This is a genomic window from Plantactinospora alkalitolerans (assembly GCF_015690345.1).
Classification (GTDB): domain Bacteria; phylum Actinomycetota; class Actinomycetes; order Mycobacteriales; family Micromonosporaceae; genus Plantactinospora; species Plantactinospora alkalitolerans.
Genome location: NZ_JADPUN010000076.1, coordinates 1 through 24,447, shown reverse-complemented (window position 1 = coordinate 24,447; position 24,447 = coordinate 1). Strand labels below are relative to the sequence as shown.

Here is a 24,447-nt window from a genome sequence, read left to right as displayed (position 1 = left end):
CGAGCGGCACTCACCTGTTCACGCTCCCAATGGGCTTTGCGCCCCATTGTTCGCTAATTGCAACGCTCCAGTAACTGGACCGCCCGCCAGCGCGCGACGAGCTTCTCGTACGCCTCGGTCGCGGCCTCCGTGTCGCCCCGGGACAGCCCGGCGAGCCCCGCGGCGACCAGTTCCGGAGAGTCGTCCGCGGTCAGCGCCTCGTCCGAGAGCAGGTGGACCAGGCCGCCGTAGTCGAGTTCCACCACCGAGCGCGGATGGAACTCCTCCAACCACCGGGCCCCCTCCTCGACGGCCTCGGTGATCGGCGCGTCCCCCACCGACTTGCGCAGCACCGACAGGCCCCGGGACGCCCGCCGCCGGGCCTTGGAGATCTCGGTGCGGTAGCGGAGCACCCGCCGGTCCGGCCGGGTGGTCAGGTCACGTTCCTCCGGATCGACGAAGACGAACCAGCGCAGCGGCACCCCCCAGGTGGCGATCTGCTCGTGCAGCCGGGGCACCCCGTGCTCCAACACCCGGGCACCGCTGCGCCAGTCCTCCACCACGGCCTTCGCCTGTCCGGCGAGGACCGGCGGCACGAACGCGTCGGCCAGCACCGGAGGTACGCCGTCCCGGGCGCTCAGCGCCGCCTCCGCGACCCGGACCCGCAGGTTCCAGGGGCAGACCAGCAACGTGTCGTCGGCCTCCAGGACGTACGCCTCCTCGGGCAGGTCCGGCAGCCTGGTCCAACCGGCGCCCAGCGCCTCGATCACCGCCGTTCGCTGCCGTACCGGCCCCTCCAACGGGGCCACTGCCCTGCCCTCCTTGACGTACCGGCGCCAGAAGATCTGCCGATCACGGTCGAAGGCGGTCAACGGCTCGTACACGCGCAGGTAGGAAGCGAAGAGCGACGGCACGGCGCGATCCTCCCACGAAACGCGACTCCGTCGCCCCGCGCATCTGCAATCGGACTTCCGCGCACCGGGCCCGATCCACCCGGGTTGCGAGCGCGATTAGGCTCGCAGCAGGTCGGCAACATCCCCCGCCGGCACAGCGGGAGGCCCCCTCCCTCCACATCCCACGAGGATGTCCACCTTCATCGGGAGCGACCATGGACGTATTCGCCAGTACCGAAGGCCCGGAATCCGACGGCCACGAGCAGGTCGTGTTCTGCCAGGACAAGCAGACCGGGCTCAAGGCGATCATCGCGATCTACTCGACCGCGCTCGGCCCCGGCCTCGGCGGCACCCGGTTCTACCCGTACGCCACCGAGGCGGAGGCGCTGCACGACGTGCTCGACCTGTCGCGCGGGATGGCGTACAAGAACGCGCTGGCCGGTCTCGACCTCGGCGGCGGCAAGGCGGTCATCTGGGGCGACCCGGAGCAGATCAAGACCGAGCCCCTGCTGCGGGCGTACGGCCGCTTCGTCGAGTCGCTGAACGGCCGCTACTACACCGCCTGTGACGTCGGCACCTACGTCGCCGACATGGACGTGATCGCCCGGGAGACCCGCTACGTGACCGGTCGCAGCGTCGAGCACGGCGGCGCCGGGGACTCGTCCGTGCTGACCGCCTGGGGTGTGTTCCAGGGCATGCGGGCCGCCGCCGAACACGCCTGGTGCTCTCCGACCCTCGCCGGCCGCCGGGTCGGCGTCGCCGGGCTGGGCAAGGTCGGCAAGCACCTGGTCGGCCACCTGGTGGACGACGGCGCCTCGGTGGTGGCGACCGACGTCAGCGAGGCCGCCCTGGCCTGGGTCCGGCAGACCCACCCGCAGGTCGACCTGGTCTCCGACGCCACCGCCCTGGTCAGCTCCGACATCGACGTGTACGCCCCCTGCGCCCTCGGCGGCGCCCTGGACGACACCACGGTGCCCGCGCTGCGCGCCTCGGTCGTCGTCGGCGCGGCAAACAACCAGCTCGCCCATCCCGGCATCGAGAAGGTGCTCGCCGACCGGGGCATCCTCTACGCACCCGACTACGTGGTGAACGCGGGCGGTGTGATCCAGGTCGCCGACGAGATCGAGGGCTTCAACTTCGAGCGGGCCAAGCTGCGGGCGACCCGGATCTACGACACCACGCGGCAGATCCTCCGGCTGGCCGACGCCGAGGGCGTCCCACCGGCCGTCGCCGCCGACCGCCTGGCCGAGCGCCGGATGGCCGAGGTAGGCCGGCTCCGCAGCATCCACCTCCGCTGACGTGTAAGGAAGGGCCCCCTCTTATCGCTTTTTGTAGAGGAAGGGGCCCTTCTTAACCACTCGTCCCGATCGGCGTCACGGCCAGGCCGGGTAAGCGCTCCTTACTGAGTAGTATGGGACCTCTGGCCGATGCCCGCGCGACGCGCGGGCACGGACGGTGGTAACCCGAGGTGCCGAACCTGGGCATCCCCATGTACCGTAAGAGCCACGAGAGATGCCTGACGTCATCGGGGCCCGCCTTCGGGCTGCCCCGAATTCTGTGCGAGGGGGTCGAGCCATGGGGCGCGGCCGTGCTAAGGCCAAGCAGACAAAGGTGGCCCGGGAGTTGAAGTACCACTCCCCGAACACCGACCTCGCCGCCTTGCAGCGAGAACTCGGCGGCGGCCGGAAGTCGGATCACGTCGTTGACGACGACTACAAAGAGTTCGTCGACGACGATGACGAGGATCACGACGCGGACGACGACCCGGGTAACTGGGTACCGACCCGCTGACCTCTGGTCACATCTGAGCACGCGGTAACGCCGCGTGCTCACGCGTGTCCGAGTGAATGCGGCGGCCGTACCGCCGATCGCACGTACCGGTAAGGACCTGCCACGCCTCGGAGCTCCGACTCCGATGCCGGTGGCAGGTCCTTTACCGCCGATCCGGTCGGGGAAGCCCGGGGACGCCGGACCTGATCGGGTACGTCCGGGGACGCCGAACCTGACCGGGTACGTCCGGGGACGCCGACCTCAGCGGGGGCGGTTGTTCCAGTTGTAGAAGGTCGGGATGTTCTCGAAGTGGTTCCACGCACACACGGCACTCGTGCCGTCTCCTGTGGTGGCCACCTCCGCCCGGAGGCGCCGCGCCTCCGCCGCCTCCTGGAGCAGCGTGGTGAGGCCAGCCCGAGCACCCTGGATCCGTGCGGCCACCAGGTCGTCCGGACCCGCCTCGACGCGCTCAGGCGGGCGTTGGCTCGTGATCTCGGGCATGGTCCAACACTCCCTCTAGTAGACGGATCTTGCTGTTGCGGCAGTGGTCGGTCTCCGTACCGTCGAACCGCCCGTGCTCGAAGTAGCGGTTGGCGGCGTGCCCACCCCCGCAGAACCCGAAGTACGGACACCGGGAACGGCAGGACTCCACCCCGGCCAGGAACTCGGCCACCCACGGCGTGTCCACGGCTGCCGTGGCGAGGATGTCCGCCAGCGGGGTCTTCAGGACGTTTCCGCTGGTGAAGTCACCGTATTCCGGATCGGAGAAGCCGGCCAGCTCCGGAGAGAGCAGGACCACCGAGCCGTCGTACCCGATGGTCGGGATCGGATCGAGATGGCGCGGCAGTACGTCGTCCTCGGCGCCGTCCAGCACGGCCGCGGTGTACCGCAGCGACCACTCGACCTCGCGCAGGTGGATCCGGGGATCCCGACGCCAGGCGGCGACGAGTTCCGCCCAGAAACCGCTGACCACCCCGGCGGGATGGGCGTTGAGCCGGGTGTTGACCCCCTCCGTCTCCTCGATGTTGATACCCAGCACGTCGCACCCGAGATCGAGAAAGTAGTCGTAGAGCTCGGTGGCGAGCCCCGGCTCCGGTCGGCTCACCACGCACAGGGCGGAGAAGGTCACGTCGTTCCGGCGCAGCGCCTCGACCCCGGCCATGATCCGGTCGTACGACGGCCGACCGCCCCTGGTCACCCGCTCCCCGTTCCGTTCGCGGGGCCCGTCGACGCTGACGCTGACCCGGATCCGGTGCTCGGCGAAGAACTCGCACCAGGCGTCGTCGATCAGGGTCGCGTTGGTCTGCACGTGGTGCTCGACGCGGTCGTCGAACGGCGCCAGCAGGGCCGCCAGGTGCTCCCGTCCGGCCGCCAGCGGCTCACCGCCGTGCCAGACCACCGAGAACCGCCCCTGCCGGGCCCAGTCGTTCACGGGCCCAGCCACGGCGGCCGCCACCGGCACCGGCATCCGGCGGTCCGCCGACCGGAGCGGGAGATAGCAGTACGCGCAGTCGAGGTTGCACAGCGTCGTCGGCTGCATGACCACGTAGCTGGGGACCGAAGCGATCCCCCGCATTCCGGAAAACTCCTGTCGCCGGACAGCCATCGGCCCCTCCTCCCCGCGTCTGAGGTGCCCCTCAGGCTAGGTGGCGGTGGCCACTCTGGCGAAGTCCTGACCAGGTATGCCGTCAATCACGGGCATAGATCACGGATGCGGGTTTTGGCATTCTTGTTGTGGTCGGCCCGGAATCGCTTCCCGGCCGACCCTTGCTCGCTCGCCGATTCAGCCCCGGGTGTGCTGCCCGATCATGTGCACCTCGCCGGTGCCCTCGATGATCTCACCAGCGTGCCACGCCTCGACGCCGCGCCCGGTCAGACAGGCCAGGGCCCGATCGGCGTCCTCGGCGGACACGATCGCGAACATCCCGACACCCATGTTGAAGGTGGACTCCATGTCCGAATCCTCGATCCGGCCCTTCGACTGCACCAGATCGAAGATCGGCGCCGGCTTCCAGCTCGCCCGGTTGACCACCGCGTCGACGTTTTCGGGCAGCACCCGTACCAGGTTGCCGGGAATACCCCCGCCGGTGATGTGCGCCAGGGCCCGTACGTCGGCCTCGGCGATCAACTTCAGGCAGTCCTGCGCGTAGATCTTGGTCGGAGTCAGCAGCTCCTCACCGAGCGTCCGCTGCCGGCCGAAGTCCTCGATCACGGTGTCCAGCCGCATCCGGCCCGCCCCGAGCAGCACGTGCCGGACCAGGGAGTAACCGTTCGAGTGCAGGCCCGACGAGCCCATCGCGATCACCACGTCGCCGATCTCGACCCGCTCCGGCCGGAGGATCTCGCTCTCCTCCACCACACCGACACCGGTCGCCGAGACGTCGTACTCGTCCGGACGCAGCACGCCCGGGTGCTCGGCCGTCTCGCCGCCGAGCAACGCACAGCCGGCGTACCGGCAGCCGTCGGCGATACCGGCGCCGATCTCGGCCACCTTGTCCGGAACGACCTCGCCACAGGCGATGTAGTCGAGCAGGAACAGCGGCTCCGCGCCACAGGCGACCAGGTCGTCGACCACCATCGCGACCAGGTCGATCCCGACCGTGTCGTGGATGTCCATCTGCTGCGCGATGACCAGCTTCGTACCCACCCCGTCGGTCGACGAGGCCAGGATCGGGTTCTTGTACTTCTGCACGTCGAGCCGGAACAGGCCGGCGAACCCGCCGATGTCGCCCATCACCTCGGGACGCCGGGTGCTCTTGACCTTGGGGCGGAGCAGTTCGACCGCGCGGTCACCGGCGTGGATCGAGACGCCGGCATCCGCGTACGAGACGGTGCGTTTGCGGCCGGACCGGCCCATACCCGCCGTCCAGGGCTGATGGGTCCCACCCGGGCCGCTTCCAGCACCACTGCGCTCGGTCACGTGCGTCACGGTTCTCCCCTTAGTGGTTCTCGCGGCTGGCCGCGTCGGTAGCGGTCGAGGATCACTCGACTGTCGTACTGCCTGGCCGGATTTTCCCAGCCAGGCCGGTCCTGGTCGCCGGCCGAAACTCGTAAGCCGCGCCCGGCCTGGTGCCTACGCGTGCGACGGCACCTCACCGCCGCTCGAACTGCTCACGAACGGTTGACCGCCCGAACCACGGGACGCGGACGCGGCCACCCGGTCACGATCCACCTCCCCCGGCCCGACGGCGGCAACCCGACGGTCAACTCCTTCGAGTACGTGCTTGCCGATCAGGTTCCCGGCAGGCAGGTCGATCGGGTACTCGCCGTCGAAACAGGCCCGGCAGAGTCGGGTCTTCGGCTGCTCGGTGGCGGCGATGAGGCCCGCCAGGGAGACGTACCCGAGGCTGTCGGCCCCGATCGAGCGCCGGATGCCCTCGTTGTCCAGTCCGTTGGCGAGCAGTTCGGCCCGGGTGGCGAAGTCGATGCCGTAGAAGCAGGGCCAGTTGACCGGCGGGGAGGAGATGCGTACGTGCACCTCCAGGGCGCCGGCCTCACGCAGCATCCGGACGATCGCCCGCTGCGTGTTGCCCCGCACGATGGAGTCGTCGACCACGACCACCCGCTTGCCCCGGACGTTCTCCCGGAGCGGGTTGAGTTTGAGTCGGATACCGAGCTGGCGGAGGGTCTGCGACGGCTGGATGAAGGTGCGCCCGACGTACGGGTTCTTCATCAGGCCGGCACCGTAGGTGATACCGGACTCCTCCGCGTAGCCGATCGCGGCGGGGGTGCCGGATTCCGGGACCGGGATCACCAGGTCGGCCTCGACCGGGTGTTCGCGGGCGAGTTTCCGGCCGATGCCGACCCGGGCCGCGTAGACGTTGCGGCCCGCGATCGTGGTGTCCGGCCGGGCTATGTAGACGTACTCGAAGAGACAGCCCTTCGGCTCCGGCGCGGCGAACCGGGCCGAACGGAGCCCGTGCTCGTCGATGGCGATCAGCTCACCGGGCTCGACCTCCCGGACCACGCTCGCCCCGACGATGTCCAGGGCGGCGGTCTCACTGGCCACCACCCAGCCGCGCTCCAGCCGGCCGAGCACCAGCGGTCGGACGCCGTGGGCGTCCCGGGCCGCGTAGAGGGTGGTCTCGTCCATGAAGACGAAGCTGAACGCGCCGCGCAGGGTGGGTAGCACCTCGAGCGCCGCCGCCTCGACCGACAGGTCGGGCCGGCTGGCCAGCAGGGTGGTCACCAGGGCGGTGTCCGAGGTCGAGCCGTCGGAGTCCATCCCGCGCTCGACCGCGTCGCGGGCGAGTTCGGCGGTGTTCACCAGGTTGCCGTTGTGCGCCAGGGCGATCGTGGTGCCCGCCGAGGTTGCCCGGATGGTCGGCTGGGCGTTCTCCCAGGTCGATCCGCCGGTCGTGGAGTACCGCGTGTGCCCGATCGCCAGGTGACCGCGCAGGCTCGCCAGCGTCGGCTCGTCGAAGACCTGGGCCACCAGGCCGAGATCCTTGTACACGACCACGCCCGAACCGTCACTGACGGCGATGCCGGCAGCCTCCTGGCCACGGTGCTGGAGCGCGTAGAGACCGAAGTAGGTGAGCTTCGCCACCTCTTCGCCCGGGGCCCAGACCCCGAACACGCCGCACGCGTCCTGTGGACCGGGTCGTTGGGGGTCGAGGTCATGGCTCAACCGGCCGTCGCCTCGGGGCACCTGCCGCTCCCTTTGCTGATCTGCTCGGACTCGCCTGTCGCCCGGGTGATACGGAGTTCCGTCGAGTCAGAGTGTACGCGAACCGAGGCCGATACAGAGAGCCACGTTTTGACCTCTGTAAGTGACAGATGGTGATTGATTAATACGGAGAAATCGGCAGATAAGCGGAGATATCCGAACGATTGCCACTCGTCTGGACGAGGCCCTGCTCCACCGCCTCCGACCACGGCATTCGCCCGGTCGCGAGCCGGATCCAGGTGACCGGAGCCATCTCGACCACGTTGGGCGGCGTACCACGGGTGTGTCGCGGCCCGGCGCAGCACTGGACCGCGCCATAGGGTGGAACGCGAACCTCCACCGCCCGGCCGGGCGCCCGCCCGGCCAGATCGCCCAGAAGGGTACGGACCGCGTCCCGCAAGGTCGCTCGATCGGGCGTACGCCCAGCGTCGAGCTCTGCCAGGACGACCACGATCGGTGAGGACTTATTGTGCGGAGAGGACACGTCGGGACGATACGACCCAGCTTTATCGCATTTCCCGGCGCCCCTGGGTCGCGCTCATCCGGTCAGACAAGGCATAGTTGCCGACGGTGTACTCGTATGGGTTGATCCTCTGTCGGCAAACGGGTCGGCGGTGGTGAACCGGAAGGCGGTGGACGTGACAGCACACCGACGAGCCTGGATCTCCCGGGCCGGTGTGGTAGTGGCGCTGGCAACCAGCGCACTATTCGCTCTCCCCGCCACACCAGCCCTCGCAGACCCAGTGCTTCGAAACGTGACCGCGTCTCCAATCGCGGTCGGCCCCAACGGCACCACCACCGTGCGGTTTTCGCTGAACTTCCAAGGCGGCGGGGAGAGCGCCGACGTCAAGGCGGAATCAAACAACTCTCGCCTGAGCTGCGAAGACGGCTGCGCCGTCCAGAGCGCCGAACCTGGCACCTTCACCGCCGTCTTCAAGCGCACGTCCGCGGCGCTGACCGGCAACCAGACGGCGACCATCACCGTGCAGGCCACCCAGAACGTGGTTATCGGCAATGGCCCCTCGACCAGCGCGACAGTCAAGGTCACCCTGACCGGCGCGCCGCCGCCGCCGGAGGTGCAGACCGTGGCCGAGGTGTCGGGGCGGGTCACCAACGAGACCACCGGTGATCCGGTTTCCAACGCCAGCGTCCGGCTCAAGGACGGGCAGGGGCGAGACCGCACCACCAACACGAGCAGCAGCGGCAGCTACAAGTTCACCGGGTCGGCAAGTTCGCCGATCGCACCCGGACAGCTTGAGATCAAGGCCACTAAGGGCGGCATAACGGACACCCGGCGGGTGAACGCCAGCGCCGGCCAGCGGCTGAACAACCAGGGCATCGAACTCGCCATCAGCGCGTCGCCGAGTGCCACTCCGGAATCCACCGAGGACGCCGTCGAGGAAGCTCCTCTCGAAGACGGCGAAACCGAGGCGCCCACCGAGAGTGGTGCGCCGGCCGCCGACAACGCGGCCAACGAGGACTCCGGTTCGGGCCCCTGGCTCCTGATCCTCGCCGGCGGCCTGCTGGTCGCGCTCGGCGTCGGTGCCATCGTGCTGCTGGTGATGCGGCGCAAGGAAGGCAACGACGACGAGGACGATGACGGGGTGGATGCACCGCGCGGCGGTGGGCCGACCGGCCGTGGCGGCGGCTACCGGGGCGGTGACGACGCGACTCGCGTAGCGACCCGGGGCGGAGCCGACCCGACCATGGTGAACCGGCAGTCGCTGGCGGACGCGCCGACGATGATGCACAGCAGTCCGCTGGTCGAGGAGTTCCCGGACCCCTACGGCGCACCGCTGCCGGGGCCGCAGACGCCGGGTTACGGCGGCGGGCAGCAGGGCTGGGGCGCGAACGGCTACGACGACCGACCCGGTTCGGGTGCGGGCGGTTACGGCAACGCACCTGGCTCAGGTGCCGGCTACGGCAACGCACCGGGTTCGGGTGCTGGCTACGGCAACGCGCCCGGCTCGGGTGCCGGTTACGGCGCTCCCGTCTCCGGCGCGGCACCCGGTTACGGCGCTCCCGTCTCCGGCGCGGCACCCGGCTACCGGGACCCCGCGGACGGCTACGGCGAGCAGTTCGACGAGCCGACGGGGCGGTACACCGGACGGGGTGACGAGGACTACGGTCCGGCCGCCGACCCGTACGAGACCGGTGCCTACCGGCCGTCCGCCGGCGCCGCAGCCGGCGGTTACGAGCCCGAACAGCCGTACGGCCAGGAGAGCGGCTACGACGGCGGGGCGTACGGCGGGGGACGCGGCTACGACGAGCCGAGGACCGGTGCCGGCTACGACCGGGCCGACGACGGGTACGGCGCCGCCAACGAAGCCTACGAGACCCGTGCCGACGCCTACGGCCAGCCCGGGTACGAGGCCGATCGCGGCGGGTACGAACAGCCGGCGACCGGCGGCGGCTACGACCCGCAGCGCGCTGGCTACGACGCGGCAGGCGGCTACGACGAGCGCGACTACGACCAGCAGCAGCAGGGCGCTGGCGGATACTACGACGATTCGCCCCGGGCCGGTGGCGGGCACAGTCGGTCCGGCGCCCCGCAGCAGCCGGGCCGGTCGGAACGCCGATCGCTCGACTGGCTGGACGACTGAGGGAGCCGACGCAGGAATGCACTGAGGGGGCCCGGTTCGCGATGGCGAGCCGGGCTCCTTCGCATCGGCCCCACGCGCGCCGTCAGGCTGCGGAGAAGATCCCGTTGCCGAGCACCGGTACGACGTCGGAGACGCCGACCTGGACCGCGACCTCGACGTCCTGCCCGAAACCCCTGGTAGTCAGTTCCCGTCCCGACACGCAGCCCCGGACCGCGGCCGGTATGTCGTGGACGCTGTTCAGCATCGCCAGCGTCAGTGCCGCCTCCACGGAGAGGCCACCGGAGACCGTGGACAGTACGTCCAGCACCGCCGCCGCGCCGAGCTGGTCCTCGACACCGGGTCGAAGGGTGTCGTCCGGCCAGCGTTCACCGGCGGCGATCACACCGATCGGCGCCTCGGTCGAGCCGTACCCCTGGTCAAGGAGCCAGCGCCCGACGGCGCCCGCGTTACGCAGACAGGCCGCCACCACCGGCAGCCCGGTCGCGCTCGCGGCGGCGCTGATGGCGGAGCCGTTCGGGGACGGAAGTACCAGGTCCGGCACCACCGGCGCGGCGGACAGTGCGGCCGGCGACAGCGACCAGGGATGTTCCGGAGAGACCGCACGTCGGCCGACCGCCGCCACCGCACCGACCCGGGTCGCGTACTCGCCGGCCTGGGCACCCCAGGGGAACGGATGCACCCGCATCCCGCGGGCGACCGCCACCTCCACCGAGGTGGTGAAGGAGAGCACGTCGATCACCACCAGCACCGCGCAGACCCGGCTCAACTCGGTCGCACCGGCCAGACCCCAGTCCAACCGGACGCCGCTACCGGGTTGCGCGTAGACCGATTCGGTCGTCGGCTCCATCCGTCCCGTCACGATACGGCCCCCGTCGTCCGTGTCGACCGCCCACCGCTCGACCGCCCGTCCGGCGGCCGGCTCAGCCCGCCGGCCGGCTCCCGGCGTCCGGTCCCGTTCCGGTCGGCGCCGGGCCGGACGACCCGGCGTCGGCCGGAGTCGCGGTCGGAGCGGTAGCGGCCTCCGCCGGGATCCCGGTCGCGTCGGCGTCGACCGGAGCGGAGTCGACCGGAGTCGGAGTCGTGGCCGGAGCGGAGTCGACCGGAGTCGTGGCCGTGGCCGTGGCCGGAGCGGAGTCGACCGGAGTCGTGGCCGTGGCCGGAGCGGAGTCGACCGGAGCGGAGTCGACAGGGGTCGCCGTCGTACCGGCGTCGGTTCCGCCGGCAGCGGCCGGGACGGCCTCGGTCACGGTGCTGCCGATCGGAGCGGCGTTGTCACCGAAGAGGCTCGGCAGGGTCGACGTGAACGCCGCCCGCAGTTCCTCCAGGCCGACCGTGAAGTGGTCCCGCACCTCAAGCTCGCCGCCGTTGGTGTCGGTGACACCGATCAGGGTCCACGGCACACCACGCTCGGCACAGAGGGCGGTGAACGCCTTCTCGTGCCCACGGGGAACGGCCACCATCGCCCGACCCGCAGACTCGCTGAACAGGAAGACGAACGGCATCGAGCCGGCGGTGAAGCCCTCCGGCACGGCGATCCGGGCGCCGACCCCGTGTCGCAGGGTCGACTCGACCAGCGCCTGGGCCAGGCCGCCGTCCGACAGGTCGTGTGCGGACCGGAGGTGTCCCACCCGGGCCGCCTCGGCGACCAGTTCGGCAAGGGTGCGCTCGCCCGCGAGGTCGACCCTAGGCGGCACGCCGCCGAGGTGCTCGTGGGTGACCCACGCCCACTCGGATCCGGACAGCTCCATCCGGGTCTCACCGAGCACGAAGATCAGATCGTGGTCGGCGCCGGTGGTCCGGGCAAAGCCCATCGGCACCCGCTGCGCGACGTCGTCGAGCACGCCCAGCACGCCGACGACCGGAGTGGGGTGGATCGCCGCCGCACCCGTCTGGTTGTAGAAGCTGACGTTGCCGCCGGTCACCGGGATGCCCAGTTCGGCGCAGCCGTCGGCGAGCCCGCGTACGGCCTCGGCGAACTGCCACATCACGCCCGGGTCCTCCGGCGAGCCGAAGTTCAGGCAGTCCGTCACCGCCACCGGCTTGGCGCCGGTCACGGCCACGTTCCGGTACGCCTCGGCGAGCGCGAGCTTGGCCCCGTTGTACGGGTCGAGTCGCGCGTACCGGCCGTTGCCGTCGACCGAGATCGCGACGCCCAGGCCGGACTGCTCGTCGATCCGGATGATCCCGGCGTCCTCGGGCTGGGCGAGCACGGTGTTGCCGAGCACGTAGCGGTCGTACTGCTCGGTGATCCAGCTCTTGTCGCAGAGGTTCGGCGAGCCGATCATCCGCAGCAGCGTCTCGCGGAGTGCCTCCGGAGTCGACGGTCGGGGCAGCGTCTCGGCCCGGTCGGCCTGCAACAGGATGAGGTCGGCGGGCTCCCGCATCGGTCGGGCGTAGACCGGGCCGTCGTCCACAAGCGACCCCGGCGGTACGTCGACCACGGTGTGTCCCTGCCAGGTGACCAGCAGTCGACCCGGCTCGGCGCCGGCCTGACCGTCGGCGGCGGGCTGGGCCGCCCCGGTCACCTCGCCGATCGCGCTGGCCGGTACGCCCCACTTCTCGGCGATCTTCAGTACCGCCTCGAGCTTCTCCGGCGCGACGATCAGCAGCATCCGCTCCTGGGACTCGCTGGCCAGGATCTCGTGCGGCTGCATCGACGCCTCGCGCAGCACCACCCGCTCCAGCCAGACCCGCATCCCGGTGCCGGCCGCGGCGGCGGTCTCGGTCAGCGCGCAGGTGAGCCCGGCGCCACCGAGGTCCTGGATGCCGACGACGAGCCCGGCGTCGTACAGCTCCAGGCACGCCTCGATCAGCAACTTCTCCATGAACGGGTCGCCGACCTGCACCGACGGGCGGCGCTGCTCGCTGCCCTCGTCGAACGTGGCGCTGGCGAGTACGGAGACTCCGCCGATGCCGTCCCGGCCGGTCTTGGCACCCATCAGTACGACGATGTTGCCGGGTCCGGCGGCGGCCTTGTTCTGCAGCCGGTCCACCGGCAGTACGCCGAGACAGAGCGCGTTGACCAGCGGATTGCCCTGGTAGCAGGGGTCGAACACGACCTCGCCGCCGATGTTGGGCAGGCCGAGCGAGTTGCCGTAGGTGCCGATTCCGGCGACCACGCCGGGAAGCACCCGGGCGGTGTCGGGGTGGTCGGCGGCGCCGAAGCGCAGCGGGTCCATCACCGCGACCGGGCGGGCGCCCATCGCGAGGATGTCCCGGACGATCCCGCCGACGCCGGTCGCCGCGCCCTGGTGCGGCTCGACGAAGCTCGGGTGGTTGTGCGACTCCACCTTGAAGGTCACGGCGAGCCGGTCGGAGATCTGGATCACGCCGGCGTTCTCGCCGATCCCGGCAAGCATCCGGTCGCTCGGCGGTGCCTTCTCGCTGAACTGTCGCAGATGGACCTTGCTCGACTTGTAGGAGCAGTGCTCGCTCCACATGATCGAGTACATCGCCAGTTCGGACTGGGTCGGACGGCGGCCGAGGATCTGACGGATCCGGTCGTACTCGTCGTCCCGGAGGCCCAGCTCGGCGTACGGCTGGAGGTCGCCGGCGGTCGCCGTCGCGTGCGGGACGGTGTCCACGCCGTTGGGGTAGCCGTTCACCGGCAGTTCCGCCGCGTCGCTCGCCGATCCCGCGCGGGCCGTGTCCGACGTGTTCTGTCCCGGCCCGGGCTGACCGGGTACGGGTGACGCCGGCCGCGCCGCCAGGCCCGCCGGGTCGACGGCCGGGCCGGTCGCCGAGGGCTGGTCGGCGAGGGTGGGCTCGGGCTGGCCCATGACCTCACTCCGTTCGATCATGCCGGCGCTCCCGCCAGGTGCTTGAGGATCGACGTGAAGAAGCCGAGCCCGTCGAGGGACGGACCGGTCAGCGCCTCCACGGCGTGCTCCGGATGCGGCATCAGGCCGACCACGTTGCCGGCCTCGTTGGTGATGCCAGCGATGTCGCGCAGCGACCCGTTCGGGTTGCCGTGCAGGTAACGCGCCACGACCCGGCCGGTCGCCTCCAGTTCGTCGAGCGTGCGCTCGTCGGCGACGTAGCAGCCCTCACCGTTCTTGACCGGAACGAGCACCTCCTGGCCCGCCTGGAAGGCGTTGGTCCAGGCGGTACCGGCCGACTCCACCCGCAGCCACTGGTCGCGGTTGCGGAAGTGCAGGTGCTGGTTGCGGGTCAGCGCGCCGGGCAGCAGGTGCGCCTCGCAGAGGATCTGGAACCCGTTGCAGATGCCGAGTACGGGCAGGCCGTCCCGGGCTCCGGCGGCGATCGTCTCCATCACCGGCGCGAACCGGGCGATGGCGCCGCAGCGAAGGTAGTCGCCGTAGGAGAAGCCCCCGGGCAGCACGACGGCGTCGACACCGTGCAGGTCCGCGTCGTCGTGCCAGAGCGGCACCGCTTCGGCACCGGCGATCCGTACCGCCCGGGCCGCGTCGCGGTCGTCCAGCGAGCCGGGGAACGTCACCACGCCGATCCGGGCGGTCATGGATGGCTCTCCTGGACATCCGCGGCATCCACCACCGTGATCGAAAAGTCCTCGATCACGGGGTTGGCCAGCAGTTTGTCGGCGATTTCCCGAGCTCGGTCCAGGTCCGGCTGGCCGGCGAACTCGATCTCGATCCGCCGCCCGATCCGCACGGAGGACACGTCCGTGACTCCGAGCCTCGGCAGCGCATTCGCGACGGCCTGGCCCTGAGGATCGAGAATCTCCGGCTTGAGCATGACGTCGACGACGACGCGAGGCACTGGGCACTCCTGACTGTGTACGCAGTTGGGTGCCGGCCCACGAAAGGGGCGAGCGGAGCCAGCGTACCCGGCGGACCAGCGAGTTGACGCACGGGCCAGCCCTGGAGGCAACCCTGTGGACAGCCGACGGTCAGCGGGCCCTTCCACGGACCCGGTCACCCGCCGGCAGGGGTCCGAAACCGGCCGAGGAGGTTCACCCTTGTGAATAGGTGACGAACGGCTTAGCGTGTTGCGTCAAACGTCCGGTTCTCCACGCCGAACGTTGACTGTCCAGATCCGTACGGCGGACATCCCCCCGCCTGCGGCGGCTCGCCCGACCCGGTGACCCCGGGTGAACCCCCGGAAGGAGCCCCGTCCATGCGTCTTCGGCGAACCCTGGTGATGCTCGCCACCACCCTCGTCGGCGTGCTCGTCGCGCCCGCCGTGGCCTCGGCCGGCCCGGTCACGCCGTTCATCATCGGCGGCGGAACCGTCTCGTCGGCCCCGTGGGCCGCGGCGGTGTTCAGCAACGGCTCGTTCACCTGCTCCGGCACCATCATCGCGGCGCGCTGGGTCCTCACGGCCCGGCACTGCGTCAGCGGCACGATGTCGGTGCGGGTCGGCAGCGTCAACCGGACCTCGGGCGGTGTCACCAGCAGCGTGACGGCCACCGCGAGCCGGTACGACCTGGCGCTGCTCCAACTGTCGACCTCGATCAACACCTCGTACGTTCCGCTGTCCAGCGCCTACCCGCCGGTCAACTCCACCAACTCGATCTACGGCTGGGGCATGACCTGCTACAGCGGCTGCTCGGCGTCGACCCAGCTCAAGACCGCCGATGTGCGGGTGACCAGCACCAACGTCACCGACGCGTACGGAGGTCGGGCGATCCGCAGCACCCGGATCAACGGCAATGCCTGGCGGGGTGACTCCGGCGGTCCGGAGTTCTACAACGGCGCCCAGGTGGGCGTGGCTTCGACGGCAGACGGCGCGAACATCCAGAACTACGGCAGCGTCGCGTACAACCGCTCCTGGATCACCTCGGTGGCCGGGGTCTAGGCCCTACTGAACCCTCCTCAGGGGTTCGGCGCGGACGTTCCAGATGGGTTGGGGCGTCCGCGCCGCGCCGTTTCACGGCCGCCGTGCCCGTTCAGGAGGTCGGCGCCTCCTTCGGGTCGCAGACGGCGTTTCACGGTGGCCGCGCCGTTTTGCAGAATGAGGCGATGTGAACAGGCCTCGCAAATTGGTCGGCCCCGTCTCTGCCAGCATCAACGTGTGCTGGTCGTGACGACGGATCACCTACCGGGGTACGAGATCCGCGCAGTACTCGGCGAGGTCGTATCTTCCCAGGCCCGAACCCGGAATCCGTACCGGGAAGGCGTCAAGAACCTCCGTGGTGGTGCCTATGACCCCAAGGCGCCCGAGAACCTGACCCGCTGGCGTACCGACGCCGTGCAGAAGTTGGGCGAGGAGGCCACCCGGCTCGGCGCCAACGCCGTGATCGGGATGCGGTTCGACCACCGCGAGGTCGGCGAGATGTGGATGGAACTCTGCGCCTACGGTACGGCCGTGGTGGTCGTCCGACAGCCCATGGAGAATCCGCCCACCGACCAGCCGAGGGTCGCCGCCGAGACCGCGCACCTGGCGGAACCTCTCGACTCCGGGGCGATCGCGGAGGCGCCCAGCGCACCGGACCTCGGCAGCGCCGCCGGCACCCCCACCCCCCGCAACTGACATGTAAGGAAGGGCCCCTTCTTATCGCTTTCTGTAGAAGAAGGGCCCCTTCTTAACACCCCTGTCAGAGGATCGGCGCCGGGTCGTACGCAGCGGCCTCGGGATGTACGGCGACCACCTCGGCCACCCGCTCGGCGACGGCCCGGACCTGCGCCGACGCCGCCCCGGTGAAGCCGGCCCGGTCGGCGACCAGCTCGTCGATCTCGGCCCGGGTCAGCCCGAGCCGGCCGTCGGCGGCCAGCCGGTCGAAAAGGTCGTTGTCGGGGGCGCCCTTCTCCCGCATGCCCAGCGCCACGGCCACGGCGTGTTCCTTGATCACCTCGTGTGCGGTCTCCCGGCCGACCCCGCGCCGTACCGCCGCGACCAGGATCTTGGTGGTGGCCAGGAACGGCAGGTAGCGGTCCAGTTCCCGGGCGATCACCGCCGGGTACGCGCCGAACTCGTCCAGCACGGTGAGGAAGGTCTGGAACAGCCCGTCGGCGGCGAAGAACGCGTCCGGCAGCGCGACCCGGCGGACCACCGAACAGGAGACGTCACCCTCGTTCCACTGGTCACCGGCCAGCTCGCCGACCATCGACAGGTAACCCCGGATGATCACCGCGAACCCGTTCACCCGCTCGCTCGACCGGGTGTTCATCTTGTGCGGCATCGCGCTGGAGCCGACCTGGCCCGGCTTGAACCCCTCGGTGGCCAGTTCCTGGCCGACCATCAGCCGGATCGTGGTGGCCAGCGAGGACGGCGCCGCCGCCGTCTGGGCGAGCGCCGAGAGTACGTCGAAGTCCAGGGAACGCGGATAGACCTGGCCGACGCTGTTCAGCACCCGCTGGAAGCCGAGGTGCTCGGCGACCCGGCGCTCCAGCTCGGCCAGCCGCTCGGCGTCGCCGTCGAGCAGGTCGAGCTGGTCGGCGGCGGTACCGACCGGCCCCTTGATGCCGCGCAGCGGATAGCGCTCGATCAGGTCGGTCAGCCGCTCGTACCCGATCAGCAGTTCCTCGGCGGTCGAGGCGAACCGCTTGCCGAGCGTGGTCGCCTGGGCGGCGACGTTGTGCGACCGTCCGGTCATCACCAGGTCGGCGTGCTCCACCGCGAGCCGGGCCAACCGGGCCAGGGTGGCGACCACCCGGTCCCGGATCAGCTCCAGCGAGGCGCGGACCTGCAACTGCTCGACGTTCTCGGTCAGGTCCCGGGAGGTCATCCCCTTGTGCACGTGCTCGTGGCCGGCCAGCGCGCCGAACTCCTCGATCCGCGCCTTCACGTCGTGCCGGGTGATCCGCTCCCGGGCCGCGATCGAAGCGAGGTCGACCTGGTCGACCACCTGCTCGTACGCCTCGACCACTCCGTCCGGCACCGACACGCCAAGATCACGCTGGGCCCGGAGTACGGCCAGCCACAGCCGCCGTTCCAGCCGGATCTTCTCCTCCGGGGACCAGAGCACGGCGAGTTCGGCCGAGGCGTAGCGGTTGGCGAGGACGTTGGGAATGCTGGTCACCCCACTATTCTTGACCATCCCGCCCCGAGCCCACCTGCCGGGCACCGGGGCCACCGGTCCACTGCGCGACCATCCACGCGACAACGCACGCCTGTCCCCACGACAACGCACGACGCCTCCCCGCGAGAACGCGCGACGCCTCCCGCGAGAACGCGCGACGCCTCCCGGCGAGAACGCGCGACGCCTCCCGGCGACAACGCGCAACGCCTCCCGCGACGCATCCCGGCGACAACGACGACGCACGACGGATGCCCGCCGTGCGCCGTCCAGGCGACGTACGCCGTTACCGGAGTCCCGTCCGGTCCCGGGTCAGTTCCAGGGGTTCCCCGCCTGATCGTTGATGTGAGCCCAGAACCGGGTGTTTCCGGGCAGCGTGCCGTTCGCCCAGAGGTTCCATCCGCTGCGGGCGATCAGGGGCGGCAGGGGTCGGGGGAAGGGACGCGTGCGGTAGTAGTACCCGTCGTGGAATTCCGCCATCCGCCAGCCGGCGCCGAGGGTCGTCGCGCAGATCCGGTTCGCCTCGGCCAGGCTGGTCAGTCGGGTGCCGGGCACCGGCGGGGTGAGCTGCACCGAACCACCGGCCCAGCCGTTGTACTGGTCCGGGGTGATCCCGGCCGGGATCGCGGCGCCGGTCTCCAACAGGCAGAGGATCGGCAGGCTGGCGGTGGCCGGGGTGTCCCCCTGGTAGGGGTTGGTCTGCTCGTCGGAGCCGACCAGTACGACGTTGTCGGCGCGTTGTTCCTTCACCCGCCAGGTCATCGCCGTGTGCGTACCCGGACTGCTGGTGTAGAGCAGACGGTTCGGCGATCCCCGTACGTCGGAGAGCACGTTCGGGGTCGCGGTGCCGGTGAGCCACTCGGCGACCTCGGCCGGGTCGGCGGTCGGATCGGCCTCCAGGTAGATGGCCGCGGCGCCGGCCACGTGCGGGCTGGCCATCGAGGTGCCGCTGGCCACCAGGGCGGCGTTGTCCGAGGCGATCCCGGTGGAGAGGATGTCCCCGCCGGGGGCGAACAGGGCGACGCAGTCGCCGAAGTTGGAGAACCAGGTACGGGCGTCCCCGGAGTCGCTGGCGGCGACGGTGACGACGTTCGGCAGGTACGCCGGGGACTGGCCGCACGCGTCGACGGCGTCGTTGCCGGCCGCGACGATGTACGTCACCCCGGCGTTGATCGAGTTCGTGACCGCGGCGTCGAGCGCCGGCTGCGGCGGCCCGCCCAGGCTCATGTTCGCCACCGACGGTCCGGTGCGGTTGGCGGTGACCCAGTCGACCCCGGCGACGACCGCCGCCGTGCTGGTGTTCGGCGAGCAGCCGAACACCCGGACGGGAACCAGCCGTACCCCCTTGGCCACGCCGTACGCGGCGGAGCCGACCGTACCGGCGACGTGCGTGCCGTGCCCGTGGCAGTCGTTGGTGCCGTTGCCGTCGTTGATCGCGGTGAACCCGCCGGCCACCCGTCCACCGAATTCGGCGTGGCTGGCCCGGATTCCGCTGTCGATGACGTAGACCGTGACGCCCGCACCGGTCCGGTTGTAGTCGTAGGTGTTGTTCAGCGGCCGGTCACGCTGGTCGATCCGGTCCAGGCCCCAGGTGACCGGGGTCTGCGTGGTGTCGAGAGTGATCTTCTGGTCGGGCGCGATGTATGCCACGTCGGGGTCGTTGCGCAGCGCGGCGACCTGCTCGGTGGTCAGTTTCGCCGAGAAGCCGTTGAGCGCGCTGTGGTAGCGGTGTTCCACCCGTCCGCCGAGTGCCGTCGCCCGGGACACGGCCGCGCCGCCGCGTGCGGTGGCGGCTGCCCCCGGCTTTCCGTGAAGGACGACGATGTAGCTCCCGGACACCGCTGGCCCGCTCGCGGCGAGCAGGGGTGCGGGCCCGCCTCGGCGGGTGGGTTCGGCGCCGGCAGCCGTTCCGGGCGCGACGAGGCTCCCGGCCAGAAGCGCGAGGAGGGCGGCGGCGGCCGTGATGCCGCGCCGTCGGCGTATCGGTTGCCGGCTCCCGACCGGGCCGTGCCGGCCAACGTGATCGTCGAACATGGACGGTCTCCTTCCCGCAGAACACTGCGCCGGGCCGCCACGGTTCGGATCACCGGAGTGGGACCGGGTGGCGGGCTGACGGACGCCGTCGTCACGTCGCCGCCACGCCTCCCCGAGATCCGAGCGGCAGCGCCGGGCTGTACCCGGCGATGGTCGCGGATCAGCGGGCGACGGGATCGGGATTCCGGACAGCAGCAGAAATCGACAGACAACTGTTGATCAGTCAGTGCCGGCGTCTACGCTTCGTCCGTCGGCCGGACACCAGAGGGGTCCCACCACGATGGCGCACCGCTCGAATGGGCACGTCTTCGACCATCCACCACTCGACGTGTCCGAGGTGCGAACCCTGTCCGACCTGGCCACGGTACTGCGGACACTTCGGCGCCGGCACGCGCGGCAGCGCCGGGACGGCGAACTGACCTACCGTGAGCTGGCCGCTCGTACCGGCTGGTCGACGGCGGCGGTCGCGGAGTACCTGACCGGCAGGACCCTGCCGCCCACCGACCGGTTCGACGTCCTGGTCGGGCTGCTCGGTGCCACGCCGGTGGAGCAGGGGGTGTTGGCCACCGTCCGGGACCGGGTCGCCGAACAGCAACGGCGTACCCCGCGTCGGCCCGGCAAGGCAGGCCGGCGGTCCGTCCCACGGCAGTTGCCGGCGGACGTCTTCGCCTTCATGGGACGCGGCGAGCAGCTTGCCCGCCTCGACGCCATCCTCGCCGGCCCGGCACCGACCGCCGTGGTGATCTCGGCCGTCTCCGGTACGGCCGGAGTCGGCAAGACCGCCCTCGCGGTGCACTGGGCCCACCGGGTGGCGGACCGCTTCCCGGACGGACAGTTGTACGTGAACCTGCGCGGCTACGACCCGGAGCAACCGATGCCGCCCACCGACGCGCTGGCCCGGCTGCTGACCTCGTTGCGGGTGAGCGGGGCGGAGATCCCGATCGACATCGACGAGCGGGCCGCCCGCTACCGTACCCAGTTGGCTGGCCAGCGGATGTTGATCGTGCTGGACAACGCGGCGACGGTGGAGCAGGTCCGCCCGCTGCTGCCCGGCACCCCCTCCTGCGCGGTGGTGGTGACCAGCCGGGACAGGCTGGCGGGTCTGGTGGCCCGGGACGGCGCCCGGCGGGTCGACCTCGACCTGCTACCGCTGTCCGACGCGGTCGCGCTGCTGACCCAGCTCGTCGGGTCACGGGCCGAGACCGAACCGGAGGCGGTCGCCACGCTGGCGAACCTGTGTGCGCGGCTGCCGCTGGCCCTGCGGGTCGCCGCCGAACGGGCCGCCGCACACCCGGCCGCCACCCTGGCCGAGCTGACCGCCGAGCTGGCCGACCGGCAGCGACGGCTGGAGTTGATGGACGCGGACGGAGATCCGCGCGCCGCCGTCACCACCGTCTTCTCCTGGTCGTTGCAGCACCTACCGCCGCCGGTCGCCCGCACCTTCCGGCTGCTGGGCCTGCACCCCGGTGCGGATTTCGACGAGTACGCGGCTGCCGCGCTCGCCGGCACCGACCCGGCGTCGGCCCGCAGTCAGCTGGACGTGCTGGCCCGGGCCCACCTGGTCCATCCCGTCGCGACCGGCCGGTACGGCATGCACGACCTGCTGCGTGCCTACGCGACGCGCCTCGCCGTCACCCACGAGACCGATGCCGGGCGACGCACCGCCCTGGGACGGTTGTTCGACGCCTACCTCGGTACGGTCCGCGCCGCGACGGAACTCCTCGACCTGACCGACACCCGCTGGCGGCCCCGGGTCGACGCTCCGGCCACTTCCGGCCGTCCCCTGGCCGGTCCCGAGGTCGCACGCGCCTGGTTGGACACCGAACTGCCCAACCTGGCCGCCCTCGCCACGCACGGCGGAGCCGGTGGTGTTGGAAGTGCCAGCAGTACCGGCAGTGCTGGCAGTGCTGGCGGGTGGCCCGCGCACACCATCGACCTGTCGGCCCTGCTGTACCGCTACCTCGACGGCGGCCACTACGCCGACGCGTTGACCATCCACAGCCAGGCTTACCGGGCCGCCGAGCTGACCGGCGACGAGGCCGGCCGGGCCTACGCCCTGCTCGGCATCGGCGTCACCCACCTGCACATGTGCCAGTACGAGCGGGCCGTCGACCATCTCCAGCGGGCCCTGACCGTGACGGAGCAGGCGGACGACCGTACCCAGCAGGCGCGGGTCCTGACCGTCCTCGGCAACCTGGAACGGCTCAGGGGTCGGCCCGAGCCGGCCGCCGGATATCTCGACCGGGCCATGAACCTCGCCCGCTCGACCGGCGACGACGCCCAACAGGGCCTCGCACTGAGCAACCTGGGCACCGTCGACGCCCAGCGGGGCCGCTACGAACCCGCTGTCGGACATTTCGAGCGTGCCGCCGCGCTGCTCGGCCGCAGCGGCAACCGGTTGGGCGAGGCGACCGCGTTGACAAATCTCGGGCTCGCCGAGCAGCGGCTGAGCCGGTACGAGGCGGCGGCCGAGCATCTCCGGCAGGCACTGACCGTGTTCCGGCAGCTCGGTCACCGGCAGGGGCAGGCCAACTCGCTGGACAACCTCGGCAGCGTCCATCTCAGCCTCGGCCAGCCGGACCGGGCCGTCGAGTACTTCACCGAGGCGCTGGGCCTCTGCCGCGAGATCGACGACCGGGAGGTGCAGGCCTGGGTACTCAACGGTCTCGGTGAGGCCGCGTGCAGCACCGGCCGGCACGTCGACGCCCTCGCCCACCACACCGAGGCGCTGGCCATCGCGGGCGACATCGGTGCCGGGGAACCGCAGGCGCGTGCCCACGCCGGGCTCGGCTACGCGCACCGGGACCTCGGGAATCCGGCCGGGGCCCGCCAGCACTTCGAACACGCCCTCGCCGGCTACAGCGAGCTGAAGTCCCTGGAGGCCGACAACATCCGTACCCTGCTCGCCGCGCTTCCCGCTCCCGGCGACGACGGCTGAGCCGGCCGGGTCGGCCCGGGGATCAGGCGCTTTGACCTTCCAGTTGCTGGAATCCATAGCGTCGCCGGCATGGCTGCACCGAAGAAGGTTTCTCGCGAGATCACCCTGGAACTCGACGCCGGCAACGCCGCGATGGTCGACGTCGGCAAGATGCTCGGCCCGACCGGTGTCAACACCCGAGCGCTGAAGCTCGACTACGACGCGGCCACCGCGGCACAGCGCGGAGAGGTCGTCCCGGTCGTGGTGACCGTCTTCGAGGACCGCTCGTACGCGCTGCGCTACAAGACGCCGCCGACGGCGTACCTCATCCGCAAGGTGCTCGGGCTGCCGGGCGGATCGGCAAGGCCCGGCACCCAGGCGGTGGCCAAGATGTCCCGCCAGCAGCTCCGTGACGTTGCCGAGCGCAAGCTGCCAGATCTCAACACCGATGACGTGGAGGCGGCGATGCGGCAGGTCGCCGGCACCGCCCGCTCGATGGGTGTGCTCATTGCCGACGAGTGATCACACCGATGGTGACGTCAGCCAGCGTTACTCGGCCTTTCCGACCGACGGCGGTGGCTCGGCCGGTGGCGGCTGTGGCGGGGCCGGTGGTGCCGACGGGGCCCCGTGCGGGCCGGACTGCGGCGGCACCGGCCCGGCACCGCCCGGCACCTGCGGCGGCGGAGCACCGTAGGGCTGCGGAGCACTGTAGGGCTGTTGGGCACCGTAGGGCTGTTGGGCACCGTACTGATGCGGCGGAGCGCCATAGGCCGACGGGCCGTACGCCTGGGGTGGTGGGCCGTACGCCTGGGCCGGCGGGCCGTACGGCTGCGGCGGTACCGCGACGCCGAACCCGGTGTTCGGTGCCGACTCGGTCGTCGAGCGGCCGACCCGGATGGCCAGGCGGTCCAGGTAGCCGATCTGGAGTGCGGCGAACGCCAGCAGGAACAGCACCAGCAGTGGCAGCGGCAGGACCAGGCTCAGGACGTCGGCGTCCACGGCACCTCGCTGGGCCATGAATACCTCGGCCAGGATCGGCGCCGACATCCTGTCGGGGTCCGACGCGATCAGCCGCGACCAGAGCGGCTGCTGGGCATTGACCAGCCAGGTCAGAAGGAACGCGGCGGCCACCATCGGCAGCGCCGGCATCAGCAGGGTACGACCGACGTCGCCGCTGCCCCGCCACTTCGGACACTGCCCCCGGAACAGCAGCGTGAAGACGAACAGCGCCGGTACGGAGAGCCAGATCGGCGGGATCAGGCCGATGAACGTGTTGAGGTGCTCAGCCTCGGAGGCCCGCTTGAAGTTGGCGACCATCAGCGGACCGACGCCGACGAAGAGCCACGGGGCGAACGGGACCAGAAGCAGTTCGCTCCACCGGCCGAGCGGGCGCAGCGCACCGATGCCGAAGCCGGCAACCGCTGCCAGTCCGACCGAGACCAGCGCCGAGATGAACGGCGGCAGCCAGGTGTTGACGAGTACGTCCGAGGTGCTGATCTCGGGGGGTAGTCCGGGATCGCCGACGGCGTGCTGCAACCAGGGCGAGGACGCCCAGCCGATGATGCCGAGGAAGACGACCAGCGCGGCGATGACCAACCCGAGGTAGAGCCCTCGACCCGGGTGGGCGGCCGGCACCGCCGGAC

19 protein-coding genes and 1 pseudogene are annotated in these 24,447 nt (G+C 70.8%); 7 read left to right on the top strand and 13 right to left on the bottom strand.

What is annotated here, in order from left to right; translation table 11 throughout:
* Window positions 1-53: 53 nt before the first annotated feature.
* Window positions 54-893, bottom strand: coding sequence for a hypothetical protein (locus I0C86_RS05420; RefSeq protein ID WP_196200087.1), 840 nt, complete (start codon window positions 891-893; stop codon window positions 54-56).
* A 194-nt stretch (window positions 894-1,087) separates the two neighbouring features.
* Between I0C86_RS05420 and I0C86_RS05415 the strand changes: the two genes are divergently transcribed.
* Window positions 1,088-2,170 (top strand): Glu/Leu/Phe/Val family dehydrogenase, encoded by a 1,083-nt coding sequence (locus I0C86_RS05415; protein WP_196200086.1) that lies wholly within the window; start codon window positions 1,088-1,090, stop codon window positions 2,168-2,170.
* 277 nt (window positions 2,171-2,447) lie between these two features.
* Window positions 2,448-2,663 (top strand): DUF3073 domain-containing protein, encoded by a 216-nt coding sequence (locus I0C86_RS05410; protein ID WP_196200085.1) that lies wholly within the window; start codon window positions 2,448-2,450, stop codon window positions 2,661-2,663.
* 240 nt (window positions 2,664-2,903) lie between these two features.
* Here I0C86_RS05410 and amcA read toward each other — a convergent pair whose 3' ends face one another.
* From amcA to I0C86_RS05385, 5 genes are all read right to left on the bottom strand, one after another.
* The gene (gene amcA, locus I0C86_RS05405; RefSeq protein ID WP_196200084.1) at window positions 2,904-3,143 is read right to left on the bottom strand and encodes a multiple cyclophane-containing RiPP AmcA; all 240 of its coding nucleotides are present in this window, start codon (window positions 3,141-3,143) and stop codon (window positions 2,904-2,906) included.
* The gene (gene amcB, locus I0C86_RS05400; protein WP_323373480.1) at window positions 3,112-4,218 is read right to left on the bottom strand and encodes a cyclophane-forming radical SAM peptide maturase AmcB; all 1,107 of its coding nucleotides are present in this window, start codon (window positions 4,216-4,218) and stop codon (window positions 3,112-3,114) included. Before amcB ends, amcA begins: the two co-directional genes overlap by 32 nt.
* A gap of 207 nt (window positions 4,219-4,425) precedes the next feature.
* Window positions 4,426-5,571, bottom strand: a complete 1,146-nt coding sequence (gene purM, locus I0C86_RS05395) for a phosphoribosylformylglycinamidine cyclo-ligase (protein WP_196200082.1) — start codon at window positions 5,569-5,571, stop codon at window positions 4,426-4,428.
* Between the two features lie 144 nt (window positions 5,572-5,715).
* Window positions 5,716-7,293, bottom strand: coding sequence for an amidophosphoribosyltransferase (purF, locus tag I0C86_RS05390; RefSeq protein ID WP_323373476.1), 1,578 nt, complete (start codon window positions 7,291-7,293; stop codon window positions 5,716-5,718).
* A 139-nt stretch (window positions 7,294-7,432) separates the two neighbouring features.
* Window positions 7,433-7,795 (bottom strand): sterol carrier family protein, encoded by a 363-nt coding sequence (locus I0C86_RS05385; protein WP_407676268.1) that lies wholly within the window; start codon window positions 7,793-7,795, stop codon window positions 7,433-7,435.
* A 271-nt stretch (window positions 7,796-8,066) separates the two neighbouring features.
* Here I0C86_RS05385 and I0C86_RS44885 point away from each other — a divergent pair, with 271 nt between their 5' ends.
* On the top strand, window positions 8,067-9,914 hold the full coding sequence (locus tag I0C86_RS44885; RefSeq protein ID WP_196200081.1) for a carboxypeptidase regulatory-like domain-containing protein: 1,848 nt from the start codon (window positions 8,067-8,069) through the stop codon (window positions 9,912-9,914).
* 82 nt (window positions 9,915-9,996) lie between these two features.
* Here the strand turns inward: I0C86_RS44885 and I0C86_RS05375 are convergent, their stop codons facing one another.
* From I0C86_RS05375 to purS, 4 genes are all read right to left on the bottom strand, one after another.
* On the bottom strand, window positions 9,997-10,761 hold the full coding sequence (locus tag I0C86_RS05375) for a 2-phosphosulfolactate phosphatase (RefSeq protein WP_196200080.1): 765 nt from the start codon (window positions 10,759-10,761) through the stop codon (window positions 9,997-9,999).
* 73 nt (window positions 10,762-10,834) lie between these two features.
* Window positions 10,835-13,714, bottom strand: a complete 2,880-nt coding sequence (gene purL / locus I0C86_RS05370) for a phosphoribosylformylglycinamidine synthase subunit PurL (protein ID WP_230393598.1) — start codon at window positions 13,712-13,714, stop codon at window positions 10,835-10,837.
* Window positions 13,711-14,394 (bottom strand): phosphoribosylformylglycinamidine synthase subunit PurQ, encoded by a 684-nt coding sequence (gene purQ / locus I0C86_RS05365; RefSeq protein WP_196200079.1) that lies wholly within the window; start codon window positions 14,392-14,394, stop codon window positions 13,711-13,713. Before purQ ends, purL begins: the two co-directional genes overlap by 4 nt.
* Window positions 14,391-14,654, bottom strand: a complete 264-nt coding sequence (purS, locus tag I0C86_RS05360) for a phosphoribosylformylglycinamidine synthase subunit PurS (protein WP_196200078.1) — start codon at window positions 14,652-14,654, stop codon at window positions 14,391-14,393. The genes purQ and purS overlap by 4 nt, the downstream gene beginning before the upstream one ends.
* Before the next feature lie 357 nt (window positions 14,655-15,011).
* On the opposite strand from purS, the gene I0C86_RS05355 reads away from it, so the two are divergent.
* Together I0C86_RS05355 and I0C86_RS05350 are read left to right on the top strand one after the other, a co-directional pair.
* Window positions 15,012-15,692 carry a S1 family peptidase gene (locus tag I0C86_RS05355; protein WP_196200077.1) on the top strand — a complete coding sequence of 227 codons (681 nt, stop codon included), beginning with the start codon at window positions 15,012-15,014 and terminating at the stop codon, window positions 15,690-15,692.
* A 216-nt stretch (window positions 15,693-15,908) separates the two neighbouring features.
* Window positions 15,909-16,367, top strand: coding sequence for a YbjQ family protein (locus tag I0C86_RS05350; protein ID WP_407676267.1), 459 nt, complete (start codon window positions 15,909-15,911; stop codon window positions 16,365-16,367).
* A 64-nt stretch (window positions 16,368-16,431) separates the two neighbouring features.
* Here the strand turns inward: I0C86_RS05350 and purB are convergent, their stop codons facing one another.
* On the bottom strand, window positions 16,432-17,856 hold the full coding sequence (gene purB, locus I0C86_RS05345) for an adenylosuccinate lyase (RefSeq protein WP_196200075.1): 1,425 nt from the start codon (window positions 17,854-17,856) through the stop codon (window positions 16,432-16,434).
* 309 nt (window positions 17,857-18,165) lie between these two features.
* Entirely contained in the window at window positions 18,166-19,887 is a 1,722-nt protein-coding gene (locus I0C86_RS05340; protein WP_196200074.1) for a S8 family peptidase, read from the bottom strand.
* Between the two features lie 280 nt (window positions 19,888-20,167).
* Between I0C86_RS05340 and I0C86_RS05335 the strand changes: the two genes are divergently transcribed.
* Together I0C86_RS05335 and I0C86_RS05330 are read left to right on the top strand one after the other, a co-directional pair.
* On the top strand, window positions 20,168-22,825 hold the full coding sequence (locus tag I0C86_RS05335) for an ATP-binding protein (protein WP_196200073.1): 2,658 nt from the start codon (window positions 20,168-20,170) through the stop codon (window positions 22,823-22,825).
* A gap of 69 nt (window positions 22,826-22,894) precedes the next feature.
* Window positions 22,895-23,326: an uL11 family ribosomal protein gene (locus I0C86_RS05330; protein WP_196200072.1), complete on the top strand. Its 432-nt coding sequence runs from the start codon at window positions 22,895-22,897 to the stop codon at window positions 23,324-23,326.
* A gap of 27 nt (window positions 23,327-23,353) precedes the next feature.
* On the opposite strand, the pseudogene I0C86_RS05325 reads toward I0C86_RS05330, so the two are convergent.
* Window positions 23,354-24,447: pseudogene (locus I0C86_RS05325) on the bottom strand (hypothetical protein); the annotation flags it as partial.